This window comes from Fusobacterium perfoetens ATCC 29250 (assembly GCF_000622245.1).
Classification (GTDB): Bacteria; Fusobacteriota; Fusobacteriia; order Fusobacteriales; family Fusobacteriaceae; genus Fusobacterium_B; species Fusobacterium_B perfoetens.
This window is the reverse complement of record NZ_JHXW01000003.1, coordinates 73,306-99,445: the sequence shown is the minus strand read 5'-3', so window position 1 is coordinate 99,445 and position 26,140 is coordinate 73,306. Positions and strand designations below refer to the sequence as shown.

The following is a 26,140-nucleotide window of genomic DNA, read 5'->3' as shown; positions in this document are numbered from 1 at the left end:
AATGATAGTAGGAAAACTAAAAAATATAGGACTATATAAAGGATTATCAGAAAATCTTGATAAAGCTATTGATAGTATCCTAAAAGAGGAATATAAAAAAAGAACTGTTGGAAAAAATATAATTGATGGAGAAAAAGTGTTTTTTAATATTCAAGAAATTGAATCAACTAAAGATATAGAAGAAGCTCTTTTTGAAACTCATAAAAAATATATAGATATTCAAATTGTTATAGATGGTATAGAAAATTATGGTGTTCTATTATCTGATGAAGGACTAGAAATAGCAGAACCATTTAATACTGAAAATGATTTTGAATTATTTAAAAAATCTCCAGAAACAATTTTTACTCTTTCTCCTGAAGATTTTATAATTTTCTTTACTGATGAACCTCATATGCCTTGCTTAAAAGTAAATGAAAAAAAATCTATAAAAAAAGTTGTTTATAAAATATTAAAATAGCACGAAATAATCGTGCTATTTTTTAATCTAATAAAGTTGTTCCATATGAATTATCTATTGAGCAAAGCCATTTTCCATTTATTTTTTTATAAATATATGTTGCTTTTCTTTCCATTGAGTATTCAGATTCTAATTTATTTTTAGAATCTAAAAAAGTTTGTGATAGAACAAGAACTGTATCTCCAGCTTCTAAAAATATCATTTTTCCTTGAGTTGGAACTATACTATTTTTAAAATATTTAGCAATTCTTATAAAAGCTTCTTTAATTTCTTTTTTTCCTCTAGCATAAGTTCCTGGTTTTATAACTAAGATAGCATCTTTTGAATAAAATTCAACTAAATCATCAAACCTTTCTTCTTTTATAGCTAAATCTGCTTTTTTTATAAGCTCTTTGATTTCTTTTTCTATCTCCATAATATTCTCCTTATTAATTTTATTTTTTTCTTTGTTCTCTTTTAATTTTTACAAAATTATATTTTCCACTAACTTTTCTTTTAAAATTAAACATATTATTTTTAGGGAATATTGCTATTCTTCTTATTTGAAATAAATCTTTATCAAAAGTTATATCTCCACTATCAGTAGCTACAGCAAATTCATAACCAGCTTCTTTTACAATATCTTTTACCTCTTCACTTAAATTTCCATATGGATAAGCGAAACAATTCATTTTTTTACCAAGCATTTTTTCTGTTATTTTTTTAGATTCTAAAATTTCTTTTTTAACTTTTTCTAAATCTAATCTCGCCAACATTGGATGATTTAAAGTATGACCTCCAAATTCTATTCCATACTCTTGCATTTCTAAAATTTCTTCATCATCCATAAGAATAAATTTTTTCTCTGGATTTTTAGGATTATTTACATCCCAACTATTATATTTTGCTTCACCTAAAAGGTATATAGTTCCCTTAAATCCATATTTTTTTAAAATTGGAAAAGCAACTTCATAGTTATCTTTATATCCGTCATCAAAAGTAATCATAATCCATTTATTTCCACGATTAAATCTTTCTCTATACTTTCCAGACTTTATATCTTCAAAAGTGATTGTTTGATATCCATTTTCTTTTAGATACTTCATTTGTTCATCAAAAACTTTATCTAAAACATATATTCCATGAACACCTTTTTCATCAGTTTCTCTTATTATTCTGTGGTACATAATAACTGGAATTTCATATTTTTTCTTTAAAACATATTGTTTTGAATAAATTTTTTCTATATTATCAACAATAGTTTTTATAGAAAAATTTTCTTTGATAATATCTCTTAATCTTAAAAGTTCATCTTTTTTTAAATTTATTCCCTCTTCAATATCTTTTTCTATATTAGAAATATCTACTCCATTATATTCAATTACTACATCTCCAAAATTTCCACTAAGAGCTTTTTCAATATTTTTTTCTGATACAAGCCCTATATATTCTTGTTCTCCTACTGCTATTACAGGTCTTCCAGAAAGTATTCCCTCTATAGCAACTCTTCCAGCTCCTATAATTATACTAGAATCTTTTATTTTTTGAGGAACATCATTTACATATCCTAAAAATTTTACTTTCTCTTGAAATTTTTTAAATCTTTCTGGAATTTCTTTTCCACCTATTACTTGGATTTGATATTTTTCATTTTTATATAATCTTTCTAATAAATCATAACAAATTTCTCCTTTAGGACCTGATAATCTTCCTATTATCGAAATAATTATTTTTTCTTTTATACTATTTTCAGAAAAATCATATTCTTCACAACTTACAGGATTTCTTAAAACACAAATTTTATTTTCTTTTACTCCTAATTTATCTATAAGTTGTCTATAAATATTTTCACATACTGTAATTCCATAGTCTCCAAAACCTTTTATTAGTTTTCTACTAAAGTGTATTGGTTGTCTTCCATGAGTTGTTGTTATTAAAGGAATTCCTGCTATTTTACAAGCTATTGCCGAACTCCAAGAAGATGCTCTTGAATGAGCATGAACCACCTGAATATCTTTTTCTTTTATAATTCTTAGAAGCTCTTTTACATGAGAAATTCTTTGAGATAAACTTCTTTTATTAAATTCAATTTTAAAATATTCAGCCTTAGTAGGTTTTGTTAAAGTATCAGAAACTATATAAACATTATTTCCTCTTTTTATAAGTTCATCAGCCAAAGTTACTCCATAAACTTCAGCCCCTGTAACCTCTAATTGAGAAAGAGCCATTAATATATTCATACAATACTCTCCTTAATCTTCTAAATCTTTTATTATATTTTTATAATATTCTATACTTTTACTATATTCTTTAACTATATTTTCATTTATTCTTATAAAGTTTTCATTTTTTTCATATAATTGTCTTTCCATTAACCTAAATTCTTTATTTAATTTTTTTAACTGGGATTTCTTTATTGGATTTTCCAAAGTTTCATCAAAATTCATCACTAATTGGTCGTATTTTATTAAAAATTCATATTGTTCATAATATTTTATAGAAGTACAAGAACATAAAAAAATTATAGGTAATAATATTATATAATTTTTTTTCATTATTCTTCCACCTCTTTATCTATTTTTTTACTAAAATATTTAAGAAAATTTTCTATATCTTTTGAAATAAAACTCCAAGTATGATATTGATTTTTATAAATATATCCTTGAAAATCCACATTATATTTTTTTAATCTTCCAACTATATCTGTCCATTGTTGCAACATTAAATAAGGTTCTTTATCTTCTTCTCCAACACTTATATAGATACTTTTTCCTTTAAATTTTTCAGGTTCCATTTTTTTTATAATTGTGTATGGGTCTTGTTTTAAAATTCTCCATCCCCAAGGACTAAATATTCTTAAAAAGTTTATTTTATCTTGACTTTTTTTAAAAAATATCTTTGGTATGTATAAATATTTCATAAGTCTTATAACTCTTCTATTTAAGCTCATTCTTATTATACTTACTGCTCCTGAAAAGCTTCCAATAATTTGAAAATCTTCAATATGTTTTAATCCAATTTTTAAAGCTGCATACCCTCCCATAGAAAAACCAGCTATTCCTATTTTTCCATTAGATATTTTTTTAGCTTCTTTATATAATTCATCCATTATATAATTTTCATATTTATGTTTCTCATCTTTATAAAAATTACTATACCAACTTTCTCCATTAAATCCTGCTGCTGGAATTATAAATACCATTGGCTTAATAAGTTTTTTTTCTAATAATTCAAAATAATTTTCTAATAACATTCCTCTAGTTATCCAATCTTCTGGATAATCTCTTATTCCATGAAATAAAAATACTAGAGGTAAATTTTTTATCTCTTGATTTTTAGGAGTAATTAAAAGATATCTCATCTTTTCATTTACATGTTTTGAAGTTATAAATTTTTCTTGAATATTAACTCTTTCATCAATTTCTTCTAAAGAATATTTTTTTATTATTTTTTCATAATCATCCAAACTTACAACTTCTTTATAAGATTTTACTCTTTCTAATTTTCTTTTTAAAGTTTTTTCTTTTTTCTTATCCATTTTATCTAAATAAAAAAGGAGAAAAATCACTATTATAACTACTAAAAGTTTAATCATAATTTTATCTCCTTTCACAATTATTTTTAGTTTTTATTAAAATTCTGCATTTCCTGGTGTTCTTGGGAATGGTAATACATCACGGATATTTGTCATCCCTGTAATATACATTAACATTCTTTCAAATCCTAATCCATATCCTGAGTGAGGGAAACTTCCATATCTTCTTAAATCAAGATAGAATTTATAATCTTCTTTATTTAATCCACATTCATCCATTTTCTTTTCTAAAACTTCTAAATTATCCTCTCTTTGAGAACCACCAATAATCTCTCCAATTCCTGGTGCTAATAAATCCATAGCTCTAACTGTTTTTCCATCTGCATTTAGTTTCATATAGAATGCTTTTATTTCTTTTGGATAATCTACTAAGAAAACAGGTTTTCCAAAGTGTTTTTCTGCTAAAAATCTTTCATGTTCACTTTGTAAATCTATTCCCCATTTAACTGGATAAGCAAATTTTTCTCCAGAAGCAAGTAAAATATCTATAGCTTCTGTATAAGTTACTCTTGCAAATTCATTATCTAATACATTATTTAATTTATCAACTAATCCTTTTTCTATAAATTTATTAAAGAATTCTATTTCTTCAGGACAATTATCCATTACATATTTTATTACATATTTTACCATTGCTTCTGCTAAATCCATATTAGCTGTTAAATCTCCAAAAGCAATTTCTGGTTCTATCATCCAGAATTCAGCAGCATGTCTTGAAGTATTAGAATTTTCAGCTCTAAAAGTTGGTCCAAATGTATAAACATTTCTAAATGCTGAACAATAAGTTTCTACATTTAATTGTCCACTAACTGTTAAACTAGTAGTTTTTCCAAAAAAGTCTTTTGTTTCATCAACTGTTCCATCTTCTTTTTTAGGAAGATTATTTAAGTCTAGAGTTGTTACTCTAAACATTTCTCCAGCTCCTTCACAGTCTGAAGATGTAATTATTGGAGTATGAACATATACGAAATTTTGTTCTTGAAAGAATTTATGTATAGCATAAGCTAATACTGACCTTACTCTAAAAACAGCTGAGAATGTATTTGTTCTTGGTCTTAAATGAGCAATATCTCTTAAATATTCAAATGTTTGTCTTTTATTTTGTAAAGGATAATCTAAACTTGCTTTCTGAATTATCTCTACAGAATTTGCAACTATTTCAGAAGATTGTCCTTTTCCTTCTGATTCTTTAAATATTCCTTTTACTGTTATTGTTGAAGATATAGATAAGTGAGATATTTCTTCAAAGTTTTCTAATTCAGCTCCATATACAACTTGAATTCCTTTGAAAAAAGAACCATCATTAACTTCTATAAATCCAAAGTTTTTTTGGTCTCTTAATTTTCTGACCCATCCTGAAATTTCTACTTCTTTTCCTAATAATTCTTTTTCGCTTCTATAAAGCTCTCTAACTGTTACTTTACTCATTGCTCCCCCTAATTTAATTTTTCATTAGCATCTACTATTTTTATATTTTCTAAGTGCCCTCTTACTTGAGCTCTAAATTTTTCCAAATAAAGTTTTCTATATTTTTCTCTTTCTTCTTTTTCATCAGGAGTAAGTTCTCTTTCTTTTGAAAGTTTTGAAAAATAATTTACTTTAGTTATTATATCTTTCATTTCCATTATATTTTAATCCTCCATATACTCAATGAAATAATTATACAGTTTATTTTATATTTTGTCAAACGTAATAGAAGTATAATTATTTATACTTAAAACTATTCCTATAGAAGTCATTACAGTTAAAATTGAACTTCCTCCATAACTAAATAAAGGCATTGGAATTCCAAATACAGGAAGTAACCCTACTGCTACAAAAAGATTAATCAATACTTGACTCATTATCATACCACCAATTCCTATAGCCAAATATTTTCCAAAAAAGTCTTTTGAATTTATCCCAATATCTATCATAATATTATACAATAAAAAGAAAAATAAAACAATAATACATACACCTAAAAATCCCATTTCTTCACCTAATAAAGCCATTATAAAATCTGTGTGTATTTCTGGTAAATAACTATATTTTTGAACTCCATTTCCATAACCTACTCCTAATACACCTCCATTTCCAAAAGCCAAAAGTGATTGAGCTACTTGATAACCAATATCAATATTTCCTATATATCCATCGTTAAATAATCCATCTATATACATAGTTATTCTTCTTACTTTATATCCATCAAAAAAAATATTTCCATATTTATAAAGTCCAACTAATCCTACTATTCCTAAAATTCCAAATCCACTAACAACCTTTATTATAACTTTTTTATCTATTCCACTCATAAATAACATAACTAAATATATAGCAAAATAATGAATAACAGTTCCCATATCGTTTTGTAAAATAATAAATCCTGCAAAACTTAAAAATATCCCAAAACTTATCCCTATTAATTTAAATATAGAATCATTTTCTTTTTTATAAAAGATATAAGCTTCAATTATTATAAAAGGAACTTTTAATATCTCCGCTGGTTGTATATTTATTGGTCCTAAACGAATCCATCCTGTTGCCCCATTAATAGTTTTTACTACTCCTGGTAATACTTTTCCACCAATAAATACAAATATCAATAAAAGAATTGATGCTGAATATATAAATTTTATCATTTTTTCTTTTTTAAATATTTTATAATTAAATATATTAAAAAACATCAAACTAAAAGCACCAATAAATACAAAAAATAAATATTTTCCTAATGTAAAACTATTTTCCTCATAATAAGCTACACTATATAAATTAAGAGTTGAAATAATCAATAATAAAAAAATTATCGTAAAAATTGTTCTTCTTTTTCTCTTAGTTTCGATTGAAATTCTATCTTTTTTTATTTTTTTTTCAATTTGATTTTTTTCAAAATAAATACTTTTATTTTCTATTTTCACAGTTTCCACCTATTTTTTTCTTTAAATTATATCATAAAGAATATATTTTTTATAATAATTATTTAATTTTTTTTACTTTGTATTGTTCTATGATATAATAAAATAAAATTTAAGGGAGGAGATGATTTATCTAAATGATAAAATTAATTGTTCTTGATGTTGATGGAACTTTAACTGATGGAAAAATATATCTTGATAATATGGGAAATGAAATGAAAGCTTTCAATGCTAAAGATGGACTTGCTATTTCTCAAAGTATAAAACAAGGTTTAAAAATTGCTATTATTACTGGAAGAACTTCTATTTTAGTTGAAAGAAGGGGAAAAGAATTAGGAATTACTGATATTATTCAAGGATGTCACAATAAAATTATGGCTTTAAAAGAACTTTTAAATAAATATAATTTAACTTTAGAGGAAACTGCTTATATTGGTGATGATTTAAATGATTTAGAAGTTATGTCTCTTTGTAAATTTTCTGCTTGTCCTAAAAATTCTGCTTCTGAAATAATAGAAATTTCTCATTTTATTTCTTCTAAAAATGGTGGAGATGGAGCTGTTAGAGAAATTTTAGAAAAAATTCTAAAAGAACAAAATTTATGGAAAAATATTGTAAATAATTTTTCTTCTACAGCTCAATAATTTTTGATTAATAACAATACATTATTTTCAAAAAAAGCTTTATTTTATTATTTGTTTATAGTATAATATTTATAGAAATTTTTTATAAAGGAGTGATTTAATGATTAATCAAGAAAGACTAATTAATACTTTTATAAATTATGTAAAAATAGATAGTGAGAGTTTAGAAGAAAAAGTTTTTGCTGAAAAAGTAGCTTCTGATTTTAGAGAAATTGGAGCAGAAGTTTCTTTTGATGAGGCATATAAAATAGTTGGAGGAAGTGTTGGAAACCTTTACTGTAAAATAGAAGGAGATAAATCTTTAGAACCTATTTTGATGTCAGCTCATATGGATACAGTTAAACCTGGAAAAGGAATTGTTCCTATTATTGAAGGAAATATTATAAAATCTGATGGAACTACTATACTAGGTTCTGATGACAAAGCTGGAATTACTTGTATTTTAGAAGCTGTTCGTTTCGCTAAAGAAAATAATTTAAAATATCCTACTATAGAAGCTGTATTTACTATTTGTGAAGAAATTGGACTTAAAGGCTCTAAAAATTTAGACTATTCTAAAATAACTGCAAAAAAAGGAATTGTTCTTGATAGTGGTGGAGATGCTGGAAAAATAATAACAGCTGCTCCTGGTCAATTAAAATTAACTGGAGAATTTATAGGTAAGAGTGCTCACGCTGGAGTTGCTCCTGAGAAGGGAATAAGTGCTATTCAAATGGCTGCTCATGCTATTTCTAATATGAAACTTCTTCGTATAGATGAAGAAACTACAGCTAACATTGGTACAATAGAAGCTTCTTATGCTACTAATATTGTTCCTGAAAAAGTTAAAATTTTAGGAGAAGCTCGTAGTAGAGACAATGATAAATTAAAGGCTCAAGGAGAACACATGATGAAATGTATCCAAGAAGCTTGTGAAAAATTTGGTGGAACTTTTGAAGGAGGATTAACTCATTCTTATTCTGGATATAAATATACAGAAGATGATAGTTTCATAAAAGAAATTAAAGAAGCTTGTGAAAAAGCTGGACTTACTCCCGAACTTGCTGTTAGTGGTGGAGGAAGTGATGTTAACAACATGGTAGAAAAAGGAATTAAAGCTGTTAATTTAGGTTGTGGAATGGATAAAGTTCATACAACTTCTGAACAAATTACTATTGATAACTTAATAAATACTACAAAATTACTTATTGAATTAATTAGAAAATAATAAATTTAAAACTGCCAATTAAAATTGGCAGTTTTTTTAAATTTTTATTCAATTGACATTAATTTACAATTTATTACATTAGAAAGCCTTTTTATTCCTTCTATAGTTTCTTCAATTGATATTGTTAAATGAAGAACTTCCATTAAAATAATTACAGTCGCTGCATCATTCATTGGCATATTTTGATTTATTGTAAGAATATTTCCATTTACTGAGCTAATATAATTTAAAACATTTGATAAACTCCCTTGTGTATGTTCTAAGGTTATTGAAATAAGAGCTTTTCTTCCATGTGACTTATCAGAAGGTAGAAAAACAAAATCTTTATATTTATAATAAGTACTTCTACTTATTCCTACTATTTTTACAGCTTCACTAATATTTTTAACTTTTTCCTGTTCTAATAATTCTCTTGCTTCTATAACTTTATCAAAATAATCTGGTAATATTTCTTTACTAACTATCAAATATTTATTCTTCATTTATTCTCATCTCCAAAGCCTATTATTTTTTAGGAGTTTCTACTAACTTAAATATAAGTTTTTCTCCTTTATCTGTCATTAATATAAGTTCATCTTTAGTAATTTCATAAGAAGTAGATTTCTCTACTTTAGATAAAAACTCATCTTCTACTTTCATTATTTCTTGAGGTCCTGCCATCATTGTTCTTCCTATTGCACCAAAAGTTATTTTCTTATTTTGAACTTCATATTTACCAAAATAATTATTTACCCCTGCAAAACCAAAGAAATTATTCTCAGCAAAATTAAGAGTTATTTGGTAATCCTTTGCTTGTTGAACTAATACATATTGTTTCCCTACAAGATTCTCATTTTTGCTTATCATTGAATTTGTACATCCCATTAAAGATAATAAAAATAATAATCCTAAAAATATTTTTTTCATTTTTCCTCCTAAAAGTTTTTATTTATTACTTCAATTCTTTTGACTTATTTTTTTAAACTTTGGTTATTTTTGTTTAAAAAAACAATAAAAATACTTGCTATTATTATCATTATTAAACTTACTACATGAGGAGCTCTAAAACCTAAAAGCATTAAATCTTCTGCTCTAAAGAAACTTACAAATATTCTTATAATACTATAAATTATAATATACGAACACCAAACTACTCCAACAGGATAGTCTTTTTTTCTTAAGAAAAACCATATAAATATAAAGCCTAAAAAATTAAGAACAAGTTCATACAACATTGCTGGATGTAATGGTAAATTTGGAAATTCTTGTCCAGCGGGACTTGAAAGAGGAAAAACTAATCCCCATGGAACTTTTTCTTGAAATTGTGCTTTTTCAAAAATTGATAAACTATTATATTGATTAAACCATTCATAAAAATTAGGTTTTAAAGAAAAAATATATTTTAATGGAGTAAAAGTAGGTACCCCATAAATTTCTCCATTCATAAGATTTCCTATCCTTCCAATTCCTTGTCCTAATAATAATGGTCCTGCTGCAAAATCTCCTAATTGTAAAGGATTTATTTTTTTTATATATCCATATATACAAGTTCCTATTATTCCACCTATTATTCCACCATGAATAGCCATTCCACCTTTCCAAACAGCTACTATATCTTCTGGATATTGTAAATAATAATCTAAATTAAAAAGTACATAATAAATTCTTCCACCAAGTAATCCTGAAATCATAGCTACAAAAGCATAATTTTCTATAAGTTCTGGATTAAATCCTTTTTCTTTCGCTGCTCTTTTTCCTAATTCAATTCCTAATAAAAAAGATATAGCATACATAAGTCCATAATAAGTTATTTTTATTTTTCCTATTGTTAAAAATATTGGATTCATCTTCATCACCTTTAATCAAGTAATATTTTTTGGTTTCTACTTAGTTTATCATGTAAAAAAATATTTTGCAATAAATAAAAATAGTCTTCTCCTTAAATTCAAAGAAAAGACTATTTTTTATTTTTATCTAGCCATTAAATAAATATTTTTCATATCTTCTTTATCTAATTTTTTAAAACTTCCTATTGTTCTTTGACCATTATTACTACATTTTTCAGCTAAGATTAAAACCTCTTCATTTGTTATTTCTCTATCCAATAATTCTTTTATTGAAATCGGCATTTTTATACTTCTAAAGAAATTTTCCATAGCTTCTATAGTTTTTATAGCCATATTATCAACATTTTCAATTTTCTCTATTCCAAAAACTTTTTCTCCAAGTCTTGCAAATTTATTAGGATTTTCTTTATAAACATATCTAGCCCATGAACCCCAAACAGCTGCTAATCCAGCTCCGTGAGCCACATCATAAACTCCACTTAACTCATGTTCTAATTGATGACTTGCCCAATCACCAATTCCACCACAACCTGTAAGTCCATTATGAGCCAATGAACCACACCACATTATTTCAGCTCTAGCATCATAATTTTTAGGATTTTCTAATGAAAGTCTTGAATTTTTTATCATTGTTCTTAAAATTCCTTCAGAAATTTCATCAGTAACTTCTAAGTTTGGTTCTGGAGTAAAATATCTTTCTAGAATATGCATCATTATATCTACTGAGCCACTTGAAATTTGATATTCTGGTAATGTATAAGTAATTTCTGGATTCATTATAGCAAATTTAGGTCTTGAATAGTCTGTATTATATGACCTTTTTACTTGTCCATCTTCATTTGTTACAACACTTCCTCCACTCATTTCACTTCCAGCAGCTGCTATTGTTAAAACAACTCCAATAGGAGCACAAGTATTAGCCTTTTCTTTTCCTAGATATAAATCCCATACATCTTTTATTTCAGGATTAGATATTCCATATCCTATACCTTTGGCAGAGTCAATTACACTTCCTCCTCCAACTGCTAATATAAAATCTACTCCATTTTCTTTTGACAATTTTATTCCTTCATATATTAATGATAATCTTGGATTTGGTTTTACTCCTCCTAATTCAACATATTCTATTCCTGATTCTTCTAAAGATTTCTTTACTTTATCTATTAATCCACTTCTAACAGCACTTCCTCCCCCATAGTGAATTAAAACTTTTTTTCCTCCAAAATCTGAAACAAATTTTCCTACATTATTTTCTTCATTTTTTCCAAAAATAACTTTAGTTGGTGTGTAATAATTAAAATTCATCATTATTTACCCCTCCTCAAATTTTTTATTATGAAATCTTTCTTATTAAATAGTATATATTTCTTAAAAACTTTCGTCAAGATTTATTCTTTTTCTTTTTTCCTTATATGAAAATTTTTATATTTTATTTCTACAATAATATTTATTACTGTTTAAAAAAAATTCCATATATAAAAACTTTTTTTAATATAAAACTTGATTTTTAATCTCATTCATTATTTAATATAAAAAAATAAAACAGAGAGGGGCTAACAATCTGTTTTATTTTTTATAATATAAGTTTAAGGAAACAAGATGGTAAATACTTAATACTTTTAATACCTATCTTTTGATAAAATAATTATAACAATAAATTTGCTTTTTTTGAAATATTAATTTATAATACTACTATTAGAAAAACTTATAATAAATTTTAAGGAGTATTTATGACTTTAAAAGATATGGAATATGTTTTTTATATAGCACAATTTAAAAATTTTTCTAAAGCAGCAGAACATCTTTTTATTAGTCAATCAGCATTAAGTCAATCCATTAATAAACTAGAAGATGAATTAGGACTTCAACTTTTTAGAAGAACTAGTAAAGGAGTCTCCCTTACATATGCTGGAGAATTTTTTTTAAAAGAAAGTGAAAAAATCATATCAGAGGTCAAAATTTTAAAAGAAAAATTAGAAGGCTTATCCAGTTGTAAAAAAAGAACTTTAGGTATAGGAGTTTTTCAGTTTTATGGAAGATATTTTTTACCAAAAATTATTCCTGAATTTAGAAAACTATTTCCAGATGTTCAAATAAAAATAATAGAAGATTCTCCTTATAATCTTGAGAAAATATTATTAGAAGATGAAGTTGATTTAGTAATATCTGCTTTTGTGGATTTTAATCCAAAACTTATTTATAAAAAGATTGTTACTGAAGATATTTTATTAGCAGTTCCTAAAACAAATCCTATTACATCAAATATAAAAGATGAATTTATAGACTTATCTTCTTTTAAAGATGAAAACTTTATCTTACTTATGAAAGGAATAAAAGCTAGAAAAAATATAGATAAAATTTGTGAATCTTTAAATTTTAATCTAAATTGTATTTTAGAAACAAAAGATTTTGAAACTGTAAACTCATTAGTTTCTAAAAATTTAGGTGTTGGCTTTGTTCCTGGTTCTGTAGAAAAATTAGAAGGAGTTGTATATTATAAAATAAGAAATTCTTATAGCCAAAGAGAATTTTTTATTGCTTACAAAAAAAATACTCAGAAACCTTATATTATTTCTGAATTTACAAAATTAGCTTTATTATCTATAAATAAAGAAAATAAACAAATTTAATTTCCATAAAGAGGTGAAAATCTATGTATAAAATATTAAAAAAAGAGTGGCTTAGTGAAAAAATTTGTCTTATGAATATAGAAGCTAAAGATTTAGCCTTAGCAGCTAAACCAGGGCAGTTTTTAATTGTTAAAAAAGATGAGTTTGGAGAAAGAATTCCTCTTACTATATGTGACTACGATAGAAAAAATGGAACTGTCACTATTGTATTTTTTGTTTTAGGAAAAAGCACAAAAGATATTGGAACTTTAGATGAAGGAGATTTCTTCCAAGATGTAGTTGGACCATTAGGAGTAGAAAGTGAATTTCTTCATGAGAATTTAGAAAATTTAAAAAATAAAAAAGTTCTTTTTGTAGCTGGCGGAGTTGGAACTGCTCCTGTTTATCCTCAAGTTAAATGGTTCCATGAAAATGGACTTAAAGCTGATGTTATAATTGGAGCAAAAACTAAAAATCTTTTAATTCTTGAAAAAGAAATGAAAGCTGTAGCAGAAAATCTTTATATTACTACTGATGATGGAAGTTATGGATATCATGGTTTAGTAACTGATGTTATTGATGATTTAATAAAAAATCAGGGTAAAAAATATGATTGTGTTGTTGCTATTGGTCCTATGATTATGATGAAGTTTGTTTGTTTAAAAACAAAAGAATATAATATAAAAACTACTGTAAGTCTTAATCCTCTAATGGTTGACGGAACAGGAATGTGTGGAGCTTGTCGTGTAAGAATTGGAGATAAAATAAAGTTTGCTTGTGTAGATGGACCTGAATTTGATGGACATTTAGTTGATTTTGATGAAGCAATGAGAAGACAAATGATGTATAAAACAGAAGAAGGAAGAGCTTTACTTAAAGAAAATGATGGAGATACTCATTCAGCTAAAGATTGTCCAATTGATAATCATGAAGAAGAGTATACTTCTCTTGAAAATCTTCCAAAAAATAAAAGAGTTCCCGTAAGAGAACAAAATCCTATAATAAGGGCTACAAATTTTAAAGAAGTTACTTTTGGGTACACTTTAGAAGAGGCTCAAAAAGAAGCTAGTAGATGTTTAAATTGTAAAAATCCTCTTTGTATGCAAGGATGTCCTGTTAGTATAGATATTCCTGCTTTTATTCAAGAGATTAAAAAAGGAAATATTGATGAAGCTGGAAAAATTTTAATGAAATATACCTCTCTTCCTGCTGTTTGTGGTAGAGTTTGTCCTCAGGAAACTCAATGTGAAGGAAAATGTATTTTAGGTATAAAAGGTGAAGCTGTAGCTATTGGAAAACTTGAAAAATTTGTTGGAGATTACTTATTAAAAAATAGTTTTGAAATTCAAATTTCTAAAAAAAATAACCATAAAGTAGCTGTTATTGGAAGTGGTCCAGCTGGACTTACTGTAGCTGGAGATTTAGCAAAAATGGGATATGATGTAACTATTTTTGAAGCTTTGCATAAAACTGGAGGAGTTTTAACTTATGGTATCCCAGAATTTAGATTACCTAAAGATGAAGTTGTTCAAAAAGAAATAGATAATATCAAAAAATTAGGTGTTACTTTTAAAACAAATGAAATTATAGGAAAAACTAAACTTATTGATAAATTATTAGATGAAGAGGGATTTGAAGCTGTATTTATTGGAAGTGGAGCTGGACTTCCTAAATTTATGAATATTCCTGGAGAAAATTTAAATGGTGTTCTTTCAGCCAATGAATTTTTAACAAGAGTAAATCTTATGAAAGGATATCTTGATGAATATGAAACTCCTATTAAAGTAGGAAAAAAAGTTGCTGTTATTGGTGGAGGAAATGTAGCTATGGACGCCGTTAGAACAGCCAAAAGATTAGGAGCTGAAGCTCATATTGTTTATAGAAGAAGTGAAAAAGATTTTCCAGCTAGATTAGAAGAAGTACATCATGCCAAAGAAGAGGGAATTATAATTGATGCTCTTACTCTTCCAAAAGAAATTTTAGGAAATGAAAAAGGAGAAGTCATTGGTATGAGATGTATCAAAACTACTCTTGGTGAAAAAGATTCATCAGGTAGAGCTTCTTTTATTGAGTTAGAAAATTCTGATTTTATAATGGATGTTGATACTGTTATAATGGCTCTTGGAACTTCTCCTAATCCATTAATCTCATCTACTACAAAAAATCTTGATATTAATAAATGGAAATGTATTGTAGCTGATGATAATGGACAAACTAGTAGAGAAGGAGTATTTGCTGGTGGAGATGCTGTATCTGGAGCTGCTACTGTAATTCTTGCTATGGGAGCTGGAAAAAAAGCTGCCAAAGCTATTGATGAATATATAAAATTTAAAAATAATTAATTTATAATTTAAAATACAGGCCTTTTTAAAAATAAAAAGTCCTGTATTTTTTATTTTTTCCATTCTAATAAAAATTCTTTTTCTTTAAATTCATTATCTTTTATCTCTTTCAATATTTTAAAATCATTAGAAAAATAAAATTTCTTAGCTCTAATATTTTTGTCATAAACATTTAAAAACAAATTTTCTTTTTTACTTTTTATAAAATCAATTAATTTTTTTTCTATTCCTTGATTTTGAAATTCCTCTTTTACAAAAATTCCAGCAATATAATTCTCTTCAACTATTCCAAGAAATCCCTTTATTTTATTATTTTCTTCAAAAACATATACTTTGCTCTTAGGAATTATTTCTTTCACTAAAGAATAATTATTTTCCCAATATTTTTTACTTATAAAATTATGTGTTTTTATATTTGTTTCTAACCAAATTTGCATAATCTCATCTAAGTCAATTTTTCTAAATTCTCTTATCATTATTCTCCTTTATATCTCAATCTATAATAAATAATTCCAAAATATTCCCATAAAGTAGAATTAAAATTTTTTAAATTTAGATAATTTGGTATATAACTTTGAATCCCTCTATTCTTAGTAATTCCATAAAAATTACAAGGATATGGATAAAATTCAATCTCCTTATCTTTAAAAACTTCCATACTTCTTTTCATATGAATAGCTGAAGTTACAAGTATTCCTCTTTTATGTTCATTTTTTTCATAAGTTTTTTAGTATAAATTCCATTTTCTTTAGTATTTCTGCTATCTTCTTCTAATATAATATCCTTTTCTGGTATTCCTAAATCAATTAATTCTTTTTTATATATAGAACTTTCACTCACTGCTTTTTCTAATACTTTCCCACCTGTAATATATATTGGTTTAGGATTTTTGTTATAAAGTTTAGCTACTGTAATAATTCTTTCTACTGCTTCTTGTCCTGGTATTATTCCCATTAAAGTATTACTTCTTATTCCACCACAAAGAAGTATATAACTATCCATATCTTCAATTTTATATTCCAAATTTACATTTTGTTTTTCAAGATAAATTATAGGTTTAGATATGAAGAAATCACAAGAAAATAAATATAAAACAGTTCCCAATAAAAAAGAAAATATTCCTAATTTTATTTTTTTATTTTTTAAAAATAAAATTCCAAATATTATAAATCCTAAAATAAATATTAAAGGTGAAAATATTAAAAGTGATACTATTTTAACAATATAAAACATTTTTTTCTCCATAATAATTTTTATAAATTATATCATAAATTTTTTCATAAAAAAATAGGTCAGATAATCTGACCTATTAACTAATAATTTTTTATACACCCCAAGTATTAGGTGATTTATTCCATTTTAAAGCTATTTCTTTTTCTTCTTCTGTTAAGTATTTTTGTTCTGTTGCTAATCCTATTAAAGTTGTAAAATCTGATATGTTTGTTAATTTTACTCCAGCATTAGCAAAGTTTTCTTCAGCTTTTGTAAATTGATATGAGAATATTGCTACAACTTCAACTTCTGTAGCTCCAGCTTCTTTAGCAGCTTGAACAGCTTTTATAGAGCTTCCTCCTGTAGAAATTAAGTCTTCTATAACGATTACTTTTTTTCCTTCAAAGTCTGCTCCTTCAATTTGTCTTCCAGCTCCGTGGTCTTTTTTCTCAGAACGAATATATGCCATTGGAACATTTAATCTTTCAGCTATAAAAGCAGCCCAAGGAATTCCAGCTGTTGCTGTACCAGCTATTACATCAAATTCTTTTTCTTTTAAAACTTCTATAAATCCATCAACTACAACTTTTCTTTCTTCTGGATAACCTATCATTTTTCTATTGTCACAATATATTGGACTTTTTATTCCAGATACAAATGTAAATGGTTGTCCTACATTTAATTTTACAGCTCCTACAGATAATAATGAATGTGCTACTCCTCTTGCTCTATCCATCTTTTACATCACTTCCTTACCAATTTTTTTATTAATAAATTTTTTATTATTATACACTACATTTCCTCTTACAATTGTAGTAAGAACTTCTCCACCTTTTAAGAATCCATCATAAGGTGTCCATCCACATTTAGATACAACTTCTTCTTTTTTTATTCTTTCTGTTGTTTCTAAATTAATAATTACTAAATCTGCATCATATCCAATTTCTAATTTTCCTTTATTTTTTATACCAAATATTTTTGCAGTATTTTCACTCATTATTTTAGTTAAATCATTTAAAGTAATTCTTCCACCAGCTACACCTTTTAACATCATTTCTAAAGAATGCTCAACTCCTGGTATTCCAAAAGTTAATTTTTCTAATTTTTCTTCTAATCTATGAGGAGCATGGTCTGTTCCTATTGTATCAATAGTTCCATCTATTATTCCTTCCCATAAAGCCTCATTGTCTTCTTTTGTTTTTAATTCAGGTTTCATTCTTAAAAGAGAATTTTTTAAAACATCTTTTTCATTTAAAAATAAATGGTGTGGTGTAACTTCTCCATATATTTTTAATCCTTTTTTCTTTCCTTCTCTTACCATTTCTACTTCTTCTTTTGTAGATAAATGACAAAGATATACAGGAGTTCCTGTTTTTTCAGAAAGTTCTATAGCTTTTTGTACCATTTCACCTTCTGCGTGTACTCCCACTAATTTAGAAGCTCTAAAAATATTTTCTAATATTTTTTCATCCTCTACTAACATATTTCCTGTTGAAACATTCATAAAAACTTTTGTAGCTACCACTAAATCTTTAACTTTTTCTACTTCTGTACTATTATCTAGTTTACTTCCACCAAAATAAAATCCATAATCAACATAACTTCTTCCAATAGCATCTTTTTTCTTTTTCAAAAGTTCTTCTTCTGTTATTGTATTAGGAATTGTATTTGGCATATCAAAGAAAGTTGTAACTCCACCTTTAGCACAAGCTTTACTTCCTGTTTCAAAATCTTCTTTATGAGTAAGTCCTGGGTCTCTCATATGTACATGAGGATCTATTATTCCTGGGATTATATAATGACCTTTTGCATCTAAAATTTCTTCTCCATCTTTTATAATTTCATCAGAAATTTCAACAATTTTTTCATTTTCTATTAATATATCTTTAAATTTTATTTCTCCATCAACAACTACTAATCCATTTTTTATTAGCATAGATTTCCCTCTTTTAATCCTTCTTCTATTTCAGCTATTACCATTTTTGTAGCATTTACTGGGTCTTCATTTTTTGTTATAGGTCTTCCAACTACTAAGAAATCACAACCATTTAACATAGCATCTTTTGGAGTCATTATTCTTGTTTGGTCGTTAGTAGCTGACCAAGCTGGTCTTACTCCTGGACATACAGTTTTAAATTCTTTTCCTAAAGCTTCTTTTATATATTTAGCTTCCCATGGAGAACAAACTACTCCGTCCATTCCAGCTTCTTTTGTAAGTCTTGCTAAATTCATAGCTAATTCTTTTATACTTACTTCAGTCATAAATGTTTCTTTTACTTCTTCTTCTGATAAACTTGTAAGAATAGTTACAGCTATTAATAAAGATTTATCATTTATTTTTTTAGCTTCTTCAACTACTTTAGCCATCATTTTTTTACCACCTGAAGCATGTACATTAAACATAAATACATTTTCTTTAGCAGCAAATACAGAAGCCATAGCTGTAGTATTAGGAATATCGTGGAATTTTAAATCTAAAAATATTTTTTTACCTTTTTCAGCTAAATACTCTACCATTTTTCCTTTAGAATTTAAAAATAATTCAAGACCAACTTTATAGAAAGAAGCTGTATCTCCTAATTTTTCTACTAATTCAACTGCTTTATCCATTGTAGGAAAATCTAAAGCTATTATTAATCTATCTTTTGCATTTATCATTTTTATCTCTCCTTAAACTTTATTTTAATTTTATTATTTTCTAAAAGCTATTCCTCTTATATCTTGTAAATTTTCTAAATTATTTTCTTCTACATATTTTTCTAATCCTTCTTTTACCTCAACAGGTAACATTGGATTAGGGAATATTCCTGTTCCTATAGATACCATAGTTGCTCCAGCCATAATAAATTCTATAGCATCTTCCCAAGAATTTATTCCTCCCATTCCAACTATAGGAATATTTACATTTTGAGCCACTTGATATACCATTCTTACAGCTATTGGTCTTACTGCTGGTCCAGACATTCCACCCATAATATTTCCTAAAATTGGTTTTCCTGTTTTTATATCTATTCTCATACCTAAAAGAGTATTTATCATTGATATAGCATCAGCTCCGTTAGCTTCTACTATTTTAGCAATTTCTACTATATTAGTTACATTTGGAGAAAGTTTTACTATTAATGGTTTTTTTGTTAAAACTTTTTTAACTTCTCTAGTTGTTCTTCCTGCTACTTCTGGATTAGCTCCAAAAGCCATTCCTCCATCTTTTACATTTGGACAAGAAATATTTAATTCAACTAAAGCTATTTCTTCTATCTCATTTACTCTTTTTGCTATTTCAACATATTGTTCTACTGTACTTCCGTTTATATTAGCAATTAAATTTGTTGTAACTCCTTCTTTTTTTAATTTTGGAATTATCTCTTTTTCAAATACATCTATTCCAGGATTTTCAAGTCCAACACAGTTTAAAATTCCACTAGGTGTTTCAGCTATTCTTGGTCCCATATTTCCTGTTCTTGGTTCTAAAGTAAGACCTTTTAATACAATTCCACCTAATTCATTAGGATTAAAATAATCTTTATATTCTAATCCAAAACCAAAACATCCAGAAGATGTAAGAATTGGATTATCAAATTCAACTCCTAAAAAGTTAACTTTTAACTTATTACTCATTCTATTTCCTCCCTTATTTACATCCACATGGTTCTAGATTTTTTGGATTAATATCTATTATCACTCTGCTATCAAAAACAGGTCCATCATGACAAACTTTTTTCATTCCTTCATTAGTTAAGATTGAACATCCTACACAAGCTTTTACTCCACAAGCCATTCTCTCTTCTAATGAAACTTCACAATAAACTCCAAATTCTTGAGCAGTTTTTCCTACAAATTCTAACATTTTATGAGGTCCACAAGTATAAACTCCATCTATTCCACCTTTTTCTAATAAAGTTCTTAGTGGCATAGTTACATTTCCTTTAATTCCTAAAGAACCATCATCTGTAGTTATATATGTTTCTATTCCTTCAAGATTTATATTTTTTATTATTTCTAAAGCACCTTTATTTCTTCCACCACAAATATAGATTACTTTATTTCCATTTTCTTTTAATCTTTCTACTAGAAGTTTTGTAGGAGCTATTCCCATTCCACCACCAACAACTACTATTGTTTTGTTTTCAATATCAGTTGTAAATCCATTTCCTAATGGTCCTTGGATATTTAAAGTATCTCCTTCTTTTAAATTTGCAAACTCTTTTGTTCCTAATCCTTTTACTTCATAATAAAATTCTAAAATATTTTCTGATTTATTAATGTAGTGTAAACTTATAGGTCTTCTAAGGATTGTTCCTTGCCCTTTACATTGTAACATATAAAACTGTCCAGCTTTTGCTACATTGATAGACTTCTCTCCTTTTAATTTCATTAGATAATAAGTACCAAAAACTTGCTTATTTTCTAAAACTTTGCAATCTTCTAAAAACATATTCTCCTCCTATTTTTTTATCTCTCTTCCACAATAATAACAGAATTTTTTACCATTTATTATTTCTATCTTATTATCTGTTTGCTCAAATTTTGTTATACAATTATGATTTTCACAAACTTGTTCTTTTGAAAAAATTATTTCATTTTTTTCTTTTTCTTTGTAATTTATATTTAATTTATCAAGAGCTATTCCTATCATTGCTTCTCTAATAGGAACTCCATTTTTAGCTTGCTTGAAATATAAAGCATGTTTTGTATCATCTAAATCTATATTTATTTCATTTACTCTTGGTAATGGATGTAAAATTATCATATTTTCTTTACATTTTCCAAGAATTGTATCTTTTGAAATAATATATACATCTTTTAATTTTTCGTATAATTCAGGTTTCTCAAATCTTTCTCTTTGAATTCTAGTCATATAAAGAACATCTACTTCTTTTAATATTTCTTTATAATCATCAACTAATTCATATTCTATTCCTTTTTCTTCTAGCTCATCTATTATTTCTTTTGTAATTTGTAACTCATCTGGTGCTACAAAATAGAATTTTTTACATTGAAATTTTGAAAGAGCCTTTGCTAGTGAGTGTACTGTTCTTCCATATTTTAAATCTCCTACGAAAGCTGTAACTAATCCATCAAGAGTTCCAAATTCTTTTTTTATTGTATATAAATCTAAAAGAGTTTGACTAGGATGTTCATTAGCCCCATCTCCAGCATTTATAATAGGTATATCAGATACATCTCCAGCAAATTTTGCTGCCCCATCTCTTAAATGTCTCATTATTACAATATCAGAATATCCATTTATCATTTTTATAGTGTCTCTTAAACTTTCTCCTTTTTTTAAAGAAGTAGCATCTGGACTATCAAACCCTAAAACTTTCGCTCCTATTCTAAAACAAGCTGATGTAAAAGATAATCTTGTTCTTGTAGAAGGCTCAAAGAAAAGAGTCGCAGCTATTTTATTATGAATTAACTCCTGTTTTGGGTCTTTCTCTAATTCTTCAGCTCTTTTTAAGATTTCTAAAATTTCCTCTCTGTCAAATTCTTTCATTGAAATAAAGTTTCTCACAGCTATCCCCTTTCATAAAAAAAGGAATAAAAATTACAATTTTAGTAATTCCTATTCCTTGAAATATTAAAATAATTATAAATGGTGTATTGAAAAATAAAAAGATTTAAAAGATTTTCTTTATAAAAAAATTTTGAAAAATTTTTTATAAGTCCTTTCATTATGTTTTCAATACCCTCCTTTTGTTTTTTCACAATTTTAGAGATTATATCACATTTTTCTTTTTTATTCAAGAATATTTTTGGACTATTACTAAAAATTTTATTATTCTTTATTTTTCATACTTTCTACATTTATTATACACTTTTTCATCTACCATAGCAACTATATATATTCCTTCATTTTGATATTCTTCTGATAAAACAGAACTATTATTATGAATATATGCTGATACAGAAGTATCTGTATAAGGAATTATATATTCTATTTTTCTTAAATCTTCTGGTAATTTTTCTATTGCTTTTTCTAATAATAAATCTACATTTATATTCTCTTTTGCACTTATTCTCACTGTTTCATAAGCTGATAATTTTTCCTCTATCTCCAACAATTTTTCTTCACTTATTTTATCTGTTTTATTAAGAGCCAATATTGTTGGCTTATCCTCACAACCAAGTTCTTTAAGAACTCCCTCTACAACAGAAATTTCTTTAAATAAATTTTCACTTGATGAGTCTACTACATGTATTAATATATCAGAAAAAATTACTTCTTCTAATGTAGATTTAAAAGCTTCTACTAAGTCATGTGGAAGTTTTCTAATAAAACCAACTGTATCTATCACAGCAACCTCTTTTTTATCTTTTAATTCTACAACTCTAACTGTAGTATCTAAAGTAGCAAATAACATATTTTCAGCAAAAACATCTTCTGTTTTATTACTATTGTCTTTACAATAATTTTTTACAATTAAGTTTCTAAGAGTAGATTTTCCAACATTTGTATAACCTACTAAAGAAATTTTTCCCATATTAGATTTTTCTCTTTTTTCTCTTTGAGTTCCTCTAATTTTTTTTATTTTTTCTAATTCTGTTTTCAAATTAGATATTTCATCTTTTATTTTTCTTCTATCTAACTCTAGTTTTGTTTCTCCAAGCCCTCTATTTCCTAAACCTCCACCAATTCTAGATAACTCAGTTCCAAAACCTATTAATCTTGTTCCTTTATATTTTAATTCAGCTAATTTCACTTGAATTTTTGCTTCTTTTGTTCTAGCTCTTCTTGCAAAAATTTCTAATATCAAAGATGTTCTATCAATTACTCTACACCCTATATTATCTTCTAAGTTTCTTATTTGTATTCCTGATAACTCTTCATCAAATATTATTAAATTAGCTGCCCTAATTTGTTTAGCTCTAGCAAGTTCTATTACTTTTCCACTTCCAATATAAAAACTTTTATCTATTTTACTTCCTTTTTGTAATATCATATGTACTGTTTCTATATCACAAGCACTAGCAAGTTCTTTTAACTCATCTAAACTTTCTTGACTCTCTCTTCCAACTAAAATAGCATATTCTTTATAATCTTCATCTATATTTCTAGCTCTTAACTCTTTTTCAATTTCTTGAACTTTAGCTAAATAATTATAATCTTCTACAGTAGAAAGATTTTTAGATAAATACTCTTCATGTAAAATATTATTGTCTTGAACTTTACAAAATCCCATTGAAATTCCATTTATCTTTCCATCTTTATTAATTCCAACAGCTGAAATAGCATCTAATTTTAATTCTATAAGTGCTGAGATATCTACATCTGAAAGTTTTGGATTTCCATTTGGGTGAGTATGAATAATTCTTATTCCACAAAGTTTTCTTTCTTTATACTCTACTTTTGGTAAAGTAGCACTTCCACTATCCCCTATATTGATATCTAAAATTTTTCCATTTCTATCTATTGCTATACTAATTTCTTTATTTATTAAAGTACTAATTTCTACAATTTTTAAAATAATATCTTCTCTTAAAAATTTTCCTTTTTCTATTTTTTCTTCAAATAAATTTTCAAGTTCTTTTAATAAATAATCTTTAACTCCTTGGATATTTCCACCTATCATTTTATCCTCCTATATTGATTACTTATTTTTCTATTTTCTAAAAAGAACGACTAAAAAGTCGTTCTCTTTAATTAGTATTTTTTCATTAATTCTTTTACAGTTTCAACTACTTTTGATTTTTCAATTTCAATAGTCTCGTTTGTTCTTCTTATTTTTAATTCAACAATTCCTTCAGAAGATTTTTTACCACAAACTACTTTAAATGGGAATCCAATTAAGTCAGCATCTTTAAATTTGAAACCAGCTCTTTCATTTCTATCATCATAAATAGTTTCTATTCCATTTTCTTCTAATAAATTATGTAACTCTTCAGCTAAAGAAACTTGAGCTTCATCTTTCATATTAGTTGCTATTACATCTACTATAAATGGAGCAATTGCTGTTGACCAAATAATACCATTTTCATCATTATTTTGCTCAATAGCAGCTGACATTGTTCTAGAAATTCCTATTCCATAACATCCCATTTCCATAACAACTTCTTTTCCATTTTCATCTAATACAACTGCATGCATTGGAGTAGAGTATTTTTTACCTAATTTAAATATATGTCCACATTCTATTCCTCTTGCTACTCTTAAAGGTTTTCCACAGATTGAACAGATATCTCCTTCTTTAACTTTTCTTACATCAGCTACTATATCAGCTGTATAATCTCTTCCATAATTTACATTTAAATAGTGAGTATCTTTTTGATTTCCTCCAGCTGTGTGGTTAGGAATATTTATTACAGACTCATCAGCTATAACTGTTATTCCTTTTGATTTTAAATCTAATCCATATGGTCCTATGAATCCTTTAAATAATCCTAATTTTTGAATTTCTTCATCAGTTAACATAACTATATCTATTGTATCTATAAGATTTTTTACTTTAACTTCGTTAACTTCTATATCCCCTCTTATTAATACCATATAAGGTTTATCATTAACTACATCTTTATACATTATAGCTTTAACTGTTCTTTCTATTTCTACTTCTAAACTTTTTACAACATCTTCTATCTTTGCAATATTTGGAGTTGGAACTAATACTGGTTCTTTTAATTCTTCTTTAGGAAGATTTGTTATTACATTTGTAGCTTTTTCTACATTTGCTCCATAATGACAAGAATCACAGAAAATTAATTCATCTTCTCCTGAGTTTGCCATAACATGGAATTCTTTTGAACCACTACCACCAATTGCCCCTGAATCAGCATCAACTATTCTAAAATCTAATCCACATCTTGAGAATATTTTTGAATAAGCTTGTTGCATATTATCAAATTCTTTATCAAGTCCTTCTCTATCTACTGAAAAAGAATATCCATCTTTCATAAGGAATTCTCTTCCTCTCATAAGTCCAAATCTAGGTCTTCTTTCATCTCTAAATTTAGTTTGTATTTGATATAAATTTATTGGTAATGCTTTATATGAAAAGATATCACTTCTAACAATATCAGTTATTACTTCTTCATGAGTAGGTCCTAACACAAAATCTCTTTCATGTCTATCTTTAAGTCTAATCATTTCAGCACCCATTACATCCCATCTTCCTGACTCTTGCCATATTTCAGCTGGTTGTAATACAGGCATAAATAACTCTACAGCCCCTGCTTTATTCATCTCTTCTCTTACAATATTTTCTACTTTTCTAAGAGTTCTATATCCCATTGGTAAATAAGTATAAACTCCACTAGCCAATTTTTTTATCATTCCTGCTCTAAGTAATAGTTTGTGACTTACTATTTCTGCTTCTTTTGGGGTTTCTTTTAGAGTTTTTATATAATATTTACTAAATCTCATTATTCCCTCTT

General features: G+C 26.3%; 27 protein-coding genes. 5 read left to right on the top strand and 22 right to left on the bottom strand.

From position 1 onward, the window contains the following. Position 1: 1 nt before the first annotated feature. Entirely contained in the window at positions 2 to 460 is a 459-nt protein-coding gene (locus T364_RS0100485) for a NanQ anomerase/TabA/YiaL family protein (protein ID WP_027127806.1), read from the top strand. A 22-nt stretch (positions 461 to 482) separates the two neighbouring features. On the opposite strand, the gene T364_RS0100480 is transcribed toward T364_RS0100485, so the two are convergent. Genes T364_RS0100480 through T364_RS0100450 form a run of 7 tightly spaced genes read right to left on the bottom strand, consistent with a single transcriptional unit; the run spans position 483 to position 6,931 of the window. After that, on the bottom strand, positions 483 to 875 hold the full coding sequence (locus T364_RS0100480; protein ID WP_035945160.1) for a YybH family protein: 393 nt from the start codon (positions 873 to 875) through the stop codon (positions 483 to 485). Between the two features lie 19 nt (positions 876 to 894). Then, positions 895 to 2,679, bottom strand: coding sequence for a bifunctional glycosyltransferase family 4 protein/polysaccharide deacetylase (locus T364_RS0100475; RefSeq protein ID WP_027127804.1), 1,785 nt, complete (start codon positions 2,677 to 2,679; stop codon positions 895 to 897). Positions 2,680 to 2,691: 12 nt separating this feature from the next. Beyond that, positions 2,692 to 2,994, bottom strand: coding sequence for a hypothetical protein (locus T364_RS0100470; RefSeq protein WP_027127803.1), 303 nt, complete (start codon positions 2,992 to 2,994; stop codon positions 2,692 to 2,694). After that, positions 2,994 to 4,034, bottom strand: coding sequence for an alpha/beta hydrolase (locus T364_RS0100465; RefSeq protein WP_051532583.1), 1,041 nt, complete (start codon positions 4,032 to 4,034; stop codon positions 2,994 to 2,996). Before T364_RS0100465 ends, T364_RS0100470 begins: the two co-directional genes overlap by 1 nt. Before the next feature lie 36 nt (positions 4,035 to 4,070). Next, positions 4,071 to 5,462, bottom strand: coding sequence for an asparagine--tRNA ligase (gene asnS / locus T364_RS0100460; protein ID WP_027127801.1), 1,392 nt, complete (start codon positions 5,460 to 5,462; stop codon positions 4,071 to 4,073). A gap of 8 nt (positions 5,463 to 5,470) precedes the next feature. Further along, the gene (locus tag T364_RS0100455) at positions 5,471 to 5,659 is read right to left on the bottom strand and encodes a DUF896 domain-containing protein (RefSeq protein ID WP_027127800.1); all 189 of its coding nucleotides are present in this window, start codon (positions 5,657 to 5,659) and stop codon (positions 5,471 to 5,473) included. A gap of 48 nt (positions 5,660 to 5,707) precedes the next feature. Beyond that, positions 5,708 to 6,931 carry an FtsW/RodA/SpoVE family cell cycle protein gene (locus tag T364_RS0100450; protein ID WP_027127799.1) on the bottom strand — a complete coding sequence of 408 codons (1,224 nt, stop codon included), beginning with the start codon at positions 6,929 to 6,931 and terminating at the stop codon, positions 5,708 to 5,710. Between the two features lie 134 nt (positions 6,932 to 7,065). On the opposite strand from T364_RS0100450, the gene T364_RS0100445 reads away from it, so the two are divergent. Together T364_RS0100445 and T364_RS0100440 are read left to right on the top strand one after the other, a co-directional pair. Beyond that, positions 7,066 to 7,572, top strand: a complete 507-nt coding sequence (locus T364_RS0100445; RefSeq protein WP_027127798.1) for a KdsC family phosphatase — start codon at positions 7,066 to 7,068, stop codon at positions 7,570 to 7,572. Positions 7,573 to 7,672: 100 nt separating this feature from the next. Beyond that, a complete protein-coding gene (locus tag T364_RS0100440; protein WP_027127797.1) occupies positions 7,673 to 8,779 on the top strand; it encodes a M20/M25/M40 family metallo-hydrolase in 1,107 nt (368 codons plus the stop codon). Positions 8,780 to 8,823: 44 nt separating this feature from the next. On the opposite strand, the gene T364_RS0100435 is transcribed toward T364_RS0100440, so the two are convergent. From T364_RS0100435 to T364_RS0100420, 4 genes are all read right to left on the bottom strand, one after another. Continuing rightward, positions 8,824 to 9,261 carry an ACT domain-containing protein gene (locus tag T364_RS0100435; protein WP_027127796.1) on the bottom strand — a complete coding sequence of 146 codons (438 nt, stop codon included), beginning with the start codon at positions 9,259 to 9,261 and terminating at the stop codon, positions 8,824 to 8,826. A gap of 22 nt (positions 9,262 to 9,283) precedes the next feature. Then, on the bottom strand, positions 9,284 to 9,685 hold the full coding sequence (locus T364_RS10195) for an META domain-containing protein (protein WP_027127795.1): 402 nt from the start codon (positions 9,683 to 9,685) through the stop codon (positions 9,284 to 9,286). Positions 9,686 to 9,729: 44 nt separating this feature from the next. Then, positions 9,730 to 10,605, bottom strand: coding sequence for a prolipoprotein diacylglyceryl transferase (gene lgt / locus T364_RS0100425; protein ID WP_027127794.1), 876 nt, complete (start codon positions 10,603 to 10,605; stop codon positions 9,730 to 9,732). Positions 10,606 to 10,728: 123 nt separating this feature from the next. Next, positions 10,729 to 11,913 carry an iron-containing alcohol dehydrogenase gene (locus T364_RS0100420; protein WP_027127793.1) on the bottom strand — a complete coding sequence of 395 codons (1,185 nt, stop codon included), beginning with the start codon at positions 11,911 to 11,913 and terminating at the stop codon, positions 10,729 to 10,731. A 422-nt stretch (positions 11,914 to 12,335) separates the two neighbouring features. On the opposite strand from T364_RS0100420, the gene T364_RS0100415 reads away from it, so the two are divergent. Together T364_RS0100415 and T364_RS0100410 are read left to right on the top strand one after the other, a co-directional pair. Then, on the top strand, positions 12,336 to 13,235 hold the full coding sequence (locus T364_RS0100415) for a LysR family transcriptional regulator (protein WP_027127792.1): 900 nt from the start codon (positions 12,336 to 12,338) through the stop codon (positions 13,233 to 13,235). A gap of 23 nt (positions 13,236 to 13,258) precedes the next feature. Further along, on the top strand, positions 13,259 to 15,556 hold the full coding sequence (locus tag T364_RS0100410) for a bifunctional dihydroorotate dehydrogenase B NAD binding subunit/NADPH-dependent glutamate synthase (protein WP_027127791.1): 2,298 nt from the start codon (positions 13,259 to 13,261) through the stop codon (positions 15,554 to 15,556). Between the two features lie 50 nt (positions 15,557 to 15,606). On the opposite strand, the gene T364_RS0100405 is transcribed toward T364_RS0100410, so the two are convergent. From T364_RS0100405 to T364_RS0100355, 11 genes are all read right to left on the bottom strand, one after another. Continuing rightward, complete coding sequence (locus tag T364_RS0100405; RefSeq protein WP_027127790.1) at positions 15,607 to 16,032, bottom strand: GNAT family N-acetyltransferase; 426 nt, start codon at positions 16,030 to 16,032, stop codon at positions 15,607 to 15,609. Next, entirely contained in the window at positions 16,032 to 16,226 is a 195-nt protein-coding gene (locus T364_RS10905; protein WP_027127789.1) for an ElyC/SanA/YdcF family protein, read from the bottom strand. The genes T364_RS0100405 and T364_RS10905 overlap by 1 nt, the downstream gene beginning before the upstream one ends. 14 nt (positions 16,227 to 16,240) lie before the next feature. Continuing rightward, positions 16,241 to 16,789, bottom strand: a complete 549-nt coding sequence (locus T364_RS10190; RefSeq protein ID WP_027127788.1) for a YdcF family protein — start codon at positions 16,787 to 16,789, stop codon at positions 16,241 to 16,243. A gap of 91 nt (positions 16,790 to 16,880) precedes the next feature. Beyond that, the gene (gene pyrE / locus T364_RS0100390; RefSeq protein WP_027127787.1) at positions 16,881 to 17,504 is read right to left on the bottom strand and encodes an orotate phosphoribosyltransferase; all 624 of its coding nucleotides are present in this window, start codon (positions 17,502 to 17,504) and stop codon (positions 16,881 to 16,883) included. Positions 17,505 to 17,507: 3 nt separating this feature from the next. Then, the gene (locus T364_RS0100385) at positions 17,508 to 18,704 is read right to left on the bottom strand and encodes a dihydroorotase (protein ID WP_027127786.1); all 1,197 of its coding nucleotides are present in this window, start codon (positions 18,702 to 18,704) and stop codon (positions 17,508 to 17,510) included. Further along, entirely contained in the window at positions 18,698 to 19,423 is a 726-nt protein-coding gene (gene pyrF, locus T364_RS0100380; RefSeq protein ID WP_027127785.1) for an orotidine-5'-phosphate decarboxylase, read from the bottom strand. Before pyrF ends, T364_RS0100385 begins: the two co-directional genes overlap by 7 nt. A 36-nt stretch (positions 19,424 to 19,459) precedes the next feature. Next, positions 19,460 to 20,386, bottom strand: a complete 927-nt coding sequence (locus T364_RS0100375) for a dihydroorotate dehydrogenase (RefSeq protein WP_027127784.1) — start codon at positions 20,384 to 20,386, stop codon at positions 19,460 to 19,462. A gap of 13 nt (positions 20,387 to 20,399) precedes the next feature. Continuing rightward, positions 20,400 to 21,203 carry a dihydroorotate dehydrogenase electron transfer subunit gene (locus T364_RS0100370; RefSeq protein WP_027127783.1) on the bottom strand — a complete coding sequence of 268 codons (804 nt, stop codon included), beginning with the start codon at positions 21,201 to 21,203 and terminating at the stop codon, positions 20,400 to 20,402. A gap of 9 nt (positions 21,204 to 21,212) precedes the next feature. Further along, positions 21,213 to 22,283 carry an aspartate carbamoyltransferase gene (gene pyrB / locus T364_RS0100365; RefSeq protein ID WP_027127782.1) on the bottom strand — a complete coding sequence of 357 codons (1,071 nt, stop codon included), beginning with the start codon at positions 22,281 to 22,283 and terminating at the stop codon, positions 21,213 to 21,215. A gap of 271 nt (positions 22,284 to 22,554) precedes the next feature. Then, positions 22,555 to 24,342, bottom strand: coding sequence for a GTPase HflX (gene hflX, locus T364_RS0100360; protein WP_027127781.1), 1,788 nt, complete (start codon positions 24,340 to 24,342; stop codon positions 22,555 to 22,557). A gap of 71 nt (positions 24,343 to 24,413) precedes the next feature. Further along, positions 24,414 to 26,129, bottom strand: a complete 1,716-nt coding sequence (locus tag T364_RS0100355; protein WP_027127780.1) for a proline--tRNA ligase — start codon at positions 26,127 to 26,129, stop codon at positions 24,414 to 24,416. Positions 26,130 to 26,140: the final 11 nt, after the last annotated feature.

Bases quoted from the DNA above. Each gene is read 5' to 3' on its own strand.
- T364_RS0100445 (WP_027127798.1), top strand. From the start codon at position 7,066: ATGATAAAATTAATTGTTCTTGATGTTGATGGAACTTTAACTGATGGA.
- pyrE (WP_027127787.1), bottom strand. From the start codon at position 17,504: ATGGATAGAGCAAGAGGAGTAGCACATTCATTATTATCTGTAGGAGCT.
- asnS (WP_027127801.1), bottom strand. From the start codon at position 5,462: ATGAGTAAAGTAACAGTTAGAGAGCTTTATAGAAGCGAAAAAGAATTA.
- hflX (WP_027127781.1), bottom strand. From the start codon at position 24,342: ATGATAGGTGGAAATATCCAAGGAGTTAAAGATTATTTATTAAAAGAA.
- T364_RS0100475 (WP_027127804.1), bottom strand. From the start codon at position 2,679: ATGAATATATTAATGGCTCTTTCTCAATTAGAGGTTACAGGGGCTGAA.
- T364_RS10195 (WP_027127795.1), bottom strand. From the start codon at position 9,685: ATGAAAAAAATATTTTTAGGATTATTATTTTTATTATCTTTAATGGGA.
- T364_RS0100405 (WP_027127790.1), bottom strand. From the start codon at position 16,032: ATGATAAGAGAATTTAGAAAAATTGACTTAGATGAGATTATGCAAATT.
- T364_RS0100485 (WP_027127806.1), top strand. From the start codon at position 2: ATGATAGTAGGAAAACTAAAAAATATAGGACTATATAAAGGATTATCA.
- lgt (WP_027127794.1), bottom strand. From the start codon at position 10,605: ATGAATCCAATATTTTTAACAATAGGAAAAATAAAAATAACTTATTAT.
- T364_RS0100470 (WP_027127803.1), bottom strand. From the start codon at position 2,994: ATGAAAAAAAATTATATAATATTATTACCTATAATTTTTTTATGTTCT.
- T364_RS0100455 (WP_027127800.1), bottom strand. From the start codon at position 5,659: ATGGAAATGAAAGATATAATAACTAAAGTAAATTATTTTTCAAAACTT.
- T364_RS0100435 (WP_027127796.1), bottom strand. From the start codon at position 9,261: ATGAAGAATAAATATTTGATAGTTAGTAAAGAAATATTACCAGATTAT.
- T364_RS0100355 (WP_027127780.1), bottom strand. From the start codon at position 26,129: ATGAGATTTAGTAAATATTATATAAAAACTCTAAAAGAAACCCCAAAA.
- T364_RS10905 (WP_027127789.1), bottom strand. From the start codon at position 16,226: ATGAAAAGAAGTATGGAAGTTTTTAAAGATAAGGAGATTGAATTTTAT.
- T364_RS0100420 (WP_027127793.1), bottom strand. From the start codon at position 11,913: ATGATGAATTTTAATTATTACACACCAACTAAAGTTATTTTTGGAAAA.
- T364_RS0100440 (WP_027127797.1), top strand. From the start codon at position 7,673: ATGATTAATCAAGAAAGACTAATTAATACTTTTATAAATTATGTAAAA.
- T364_RS0100465 (WP_051532583.1), bottom strand. From the start codon at position 4,034: ATGATTAAACTTTTAGTAGTTATAATAGTGATTTTTCTCCTTTTTTAT.
- T364_RS10190 (WP_027127788.1), bottom strand. From the start codon at position 16,789: ATGTTTTATATTGTTAAAATAGTATCACTTTTAATATTTTCACCTTTA.
- T364_RS0100415 (WP_027127792.1), top strand. From the start codon at position 12,336: ATGACTTTAAAAGATATGGAATATGTTTTTTATATAGCACAATTTAAA.
- T364_RS0100375 (WP_027127784.1), bottom strand. From the start codon at position 20,386: ATGAGTAATAAGTTAAAAGTTAACTTTTTAGGAGTTGAATTTGATAAT.
- T364_RS0100410 (WP_027127791.1), top strand. From the start codon at position 13,259: ATGTATAAAATATTAAAAAAAGAGTGGCTTAGTGAAAAAATTTGTCTT.
- T364_RS0100480 (WP_035945160.1), bottom strand. From the start codon at position 875: ATGGAGATAGAAAAAGAAATCAAAGAGCTTATAAAAAAAGCAGATTTA.
- T364_RS0100370 (WP_027127783.1), bottom strand. From the start codon at position 21,203: ATGTTTTTAGAAGATTGCAAAGTTTTAGAAAATAAGCAAGTTTTTGGT.
- T364_RS0100385 (WP_027127786.1), bottom strand. From the start codon at position 18,704: ATGCTAATAAAAAATGGATTAGTAGTTGTTGATGGAGAAATAAAATTT.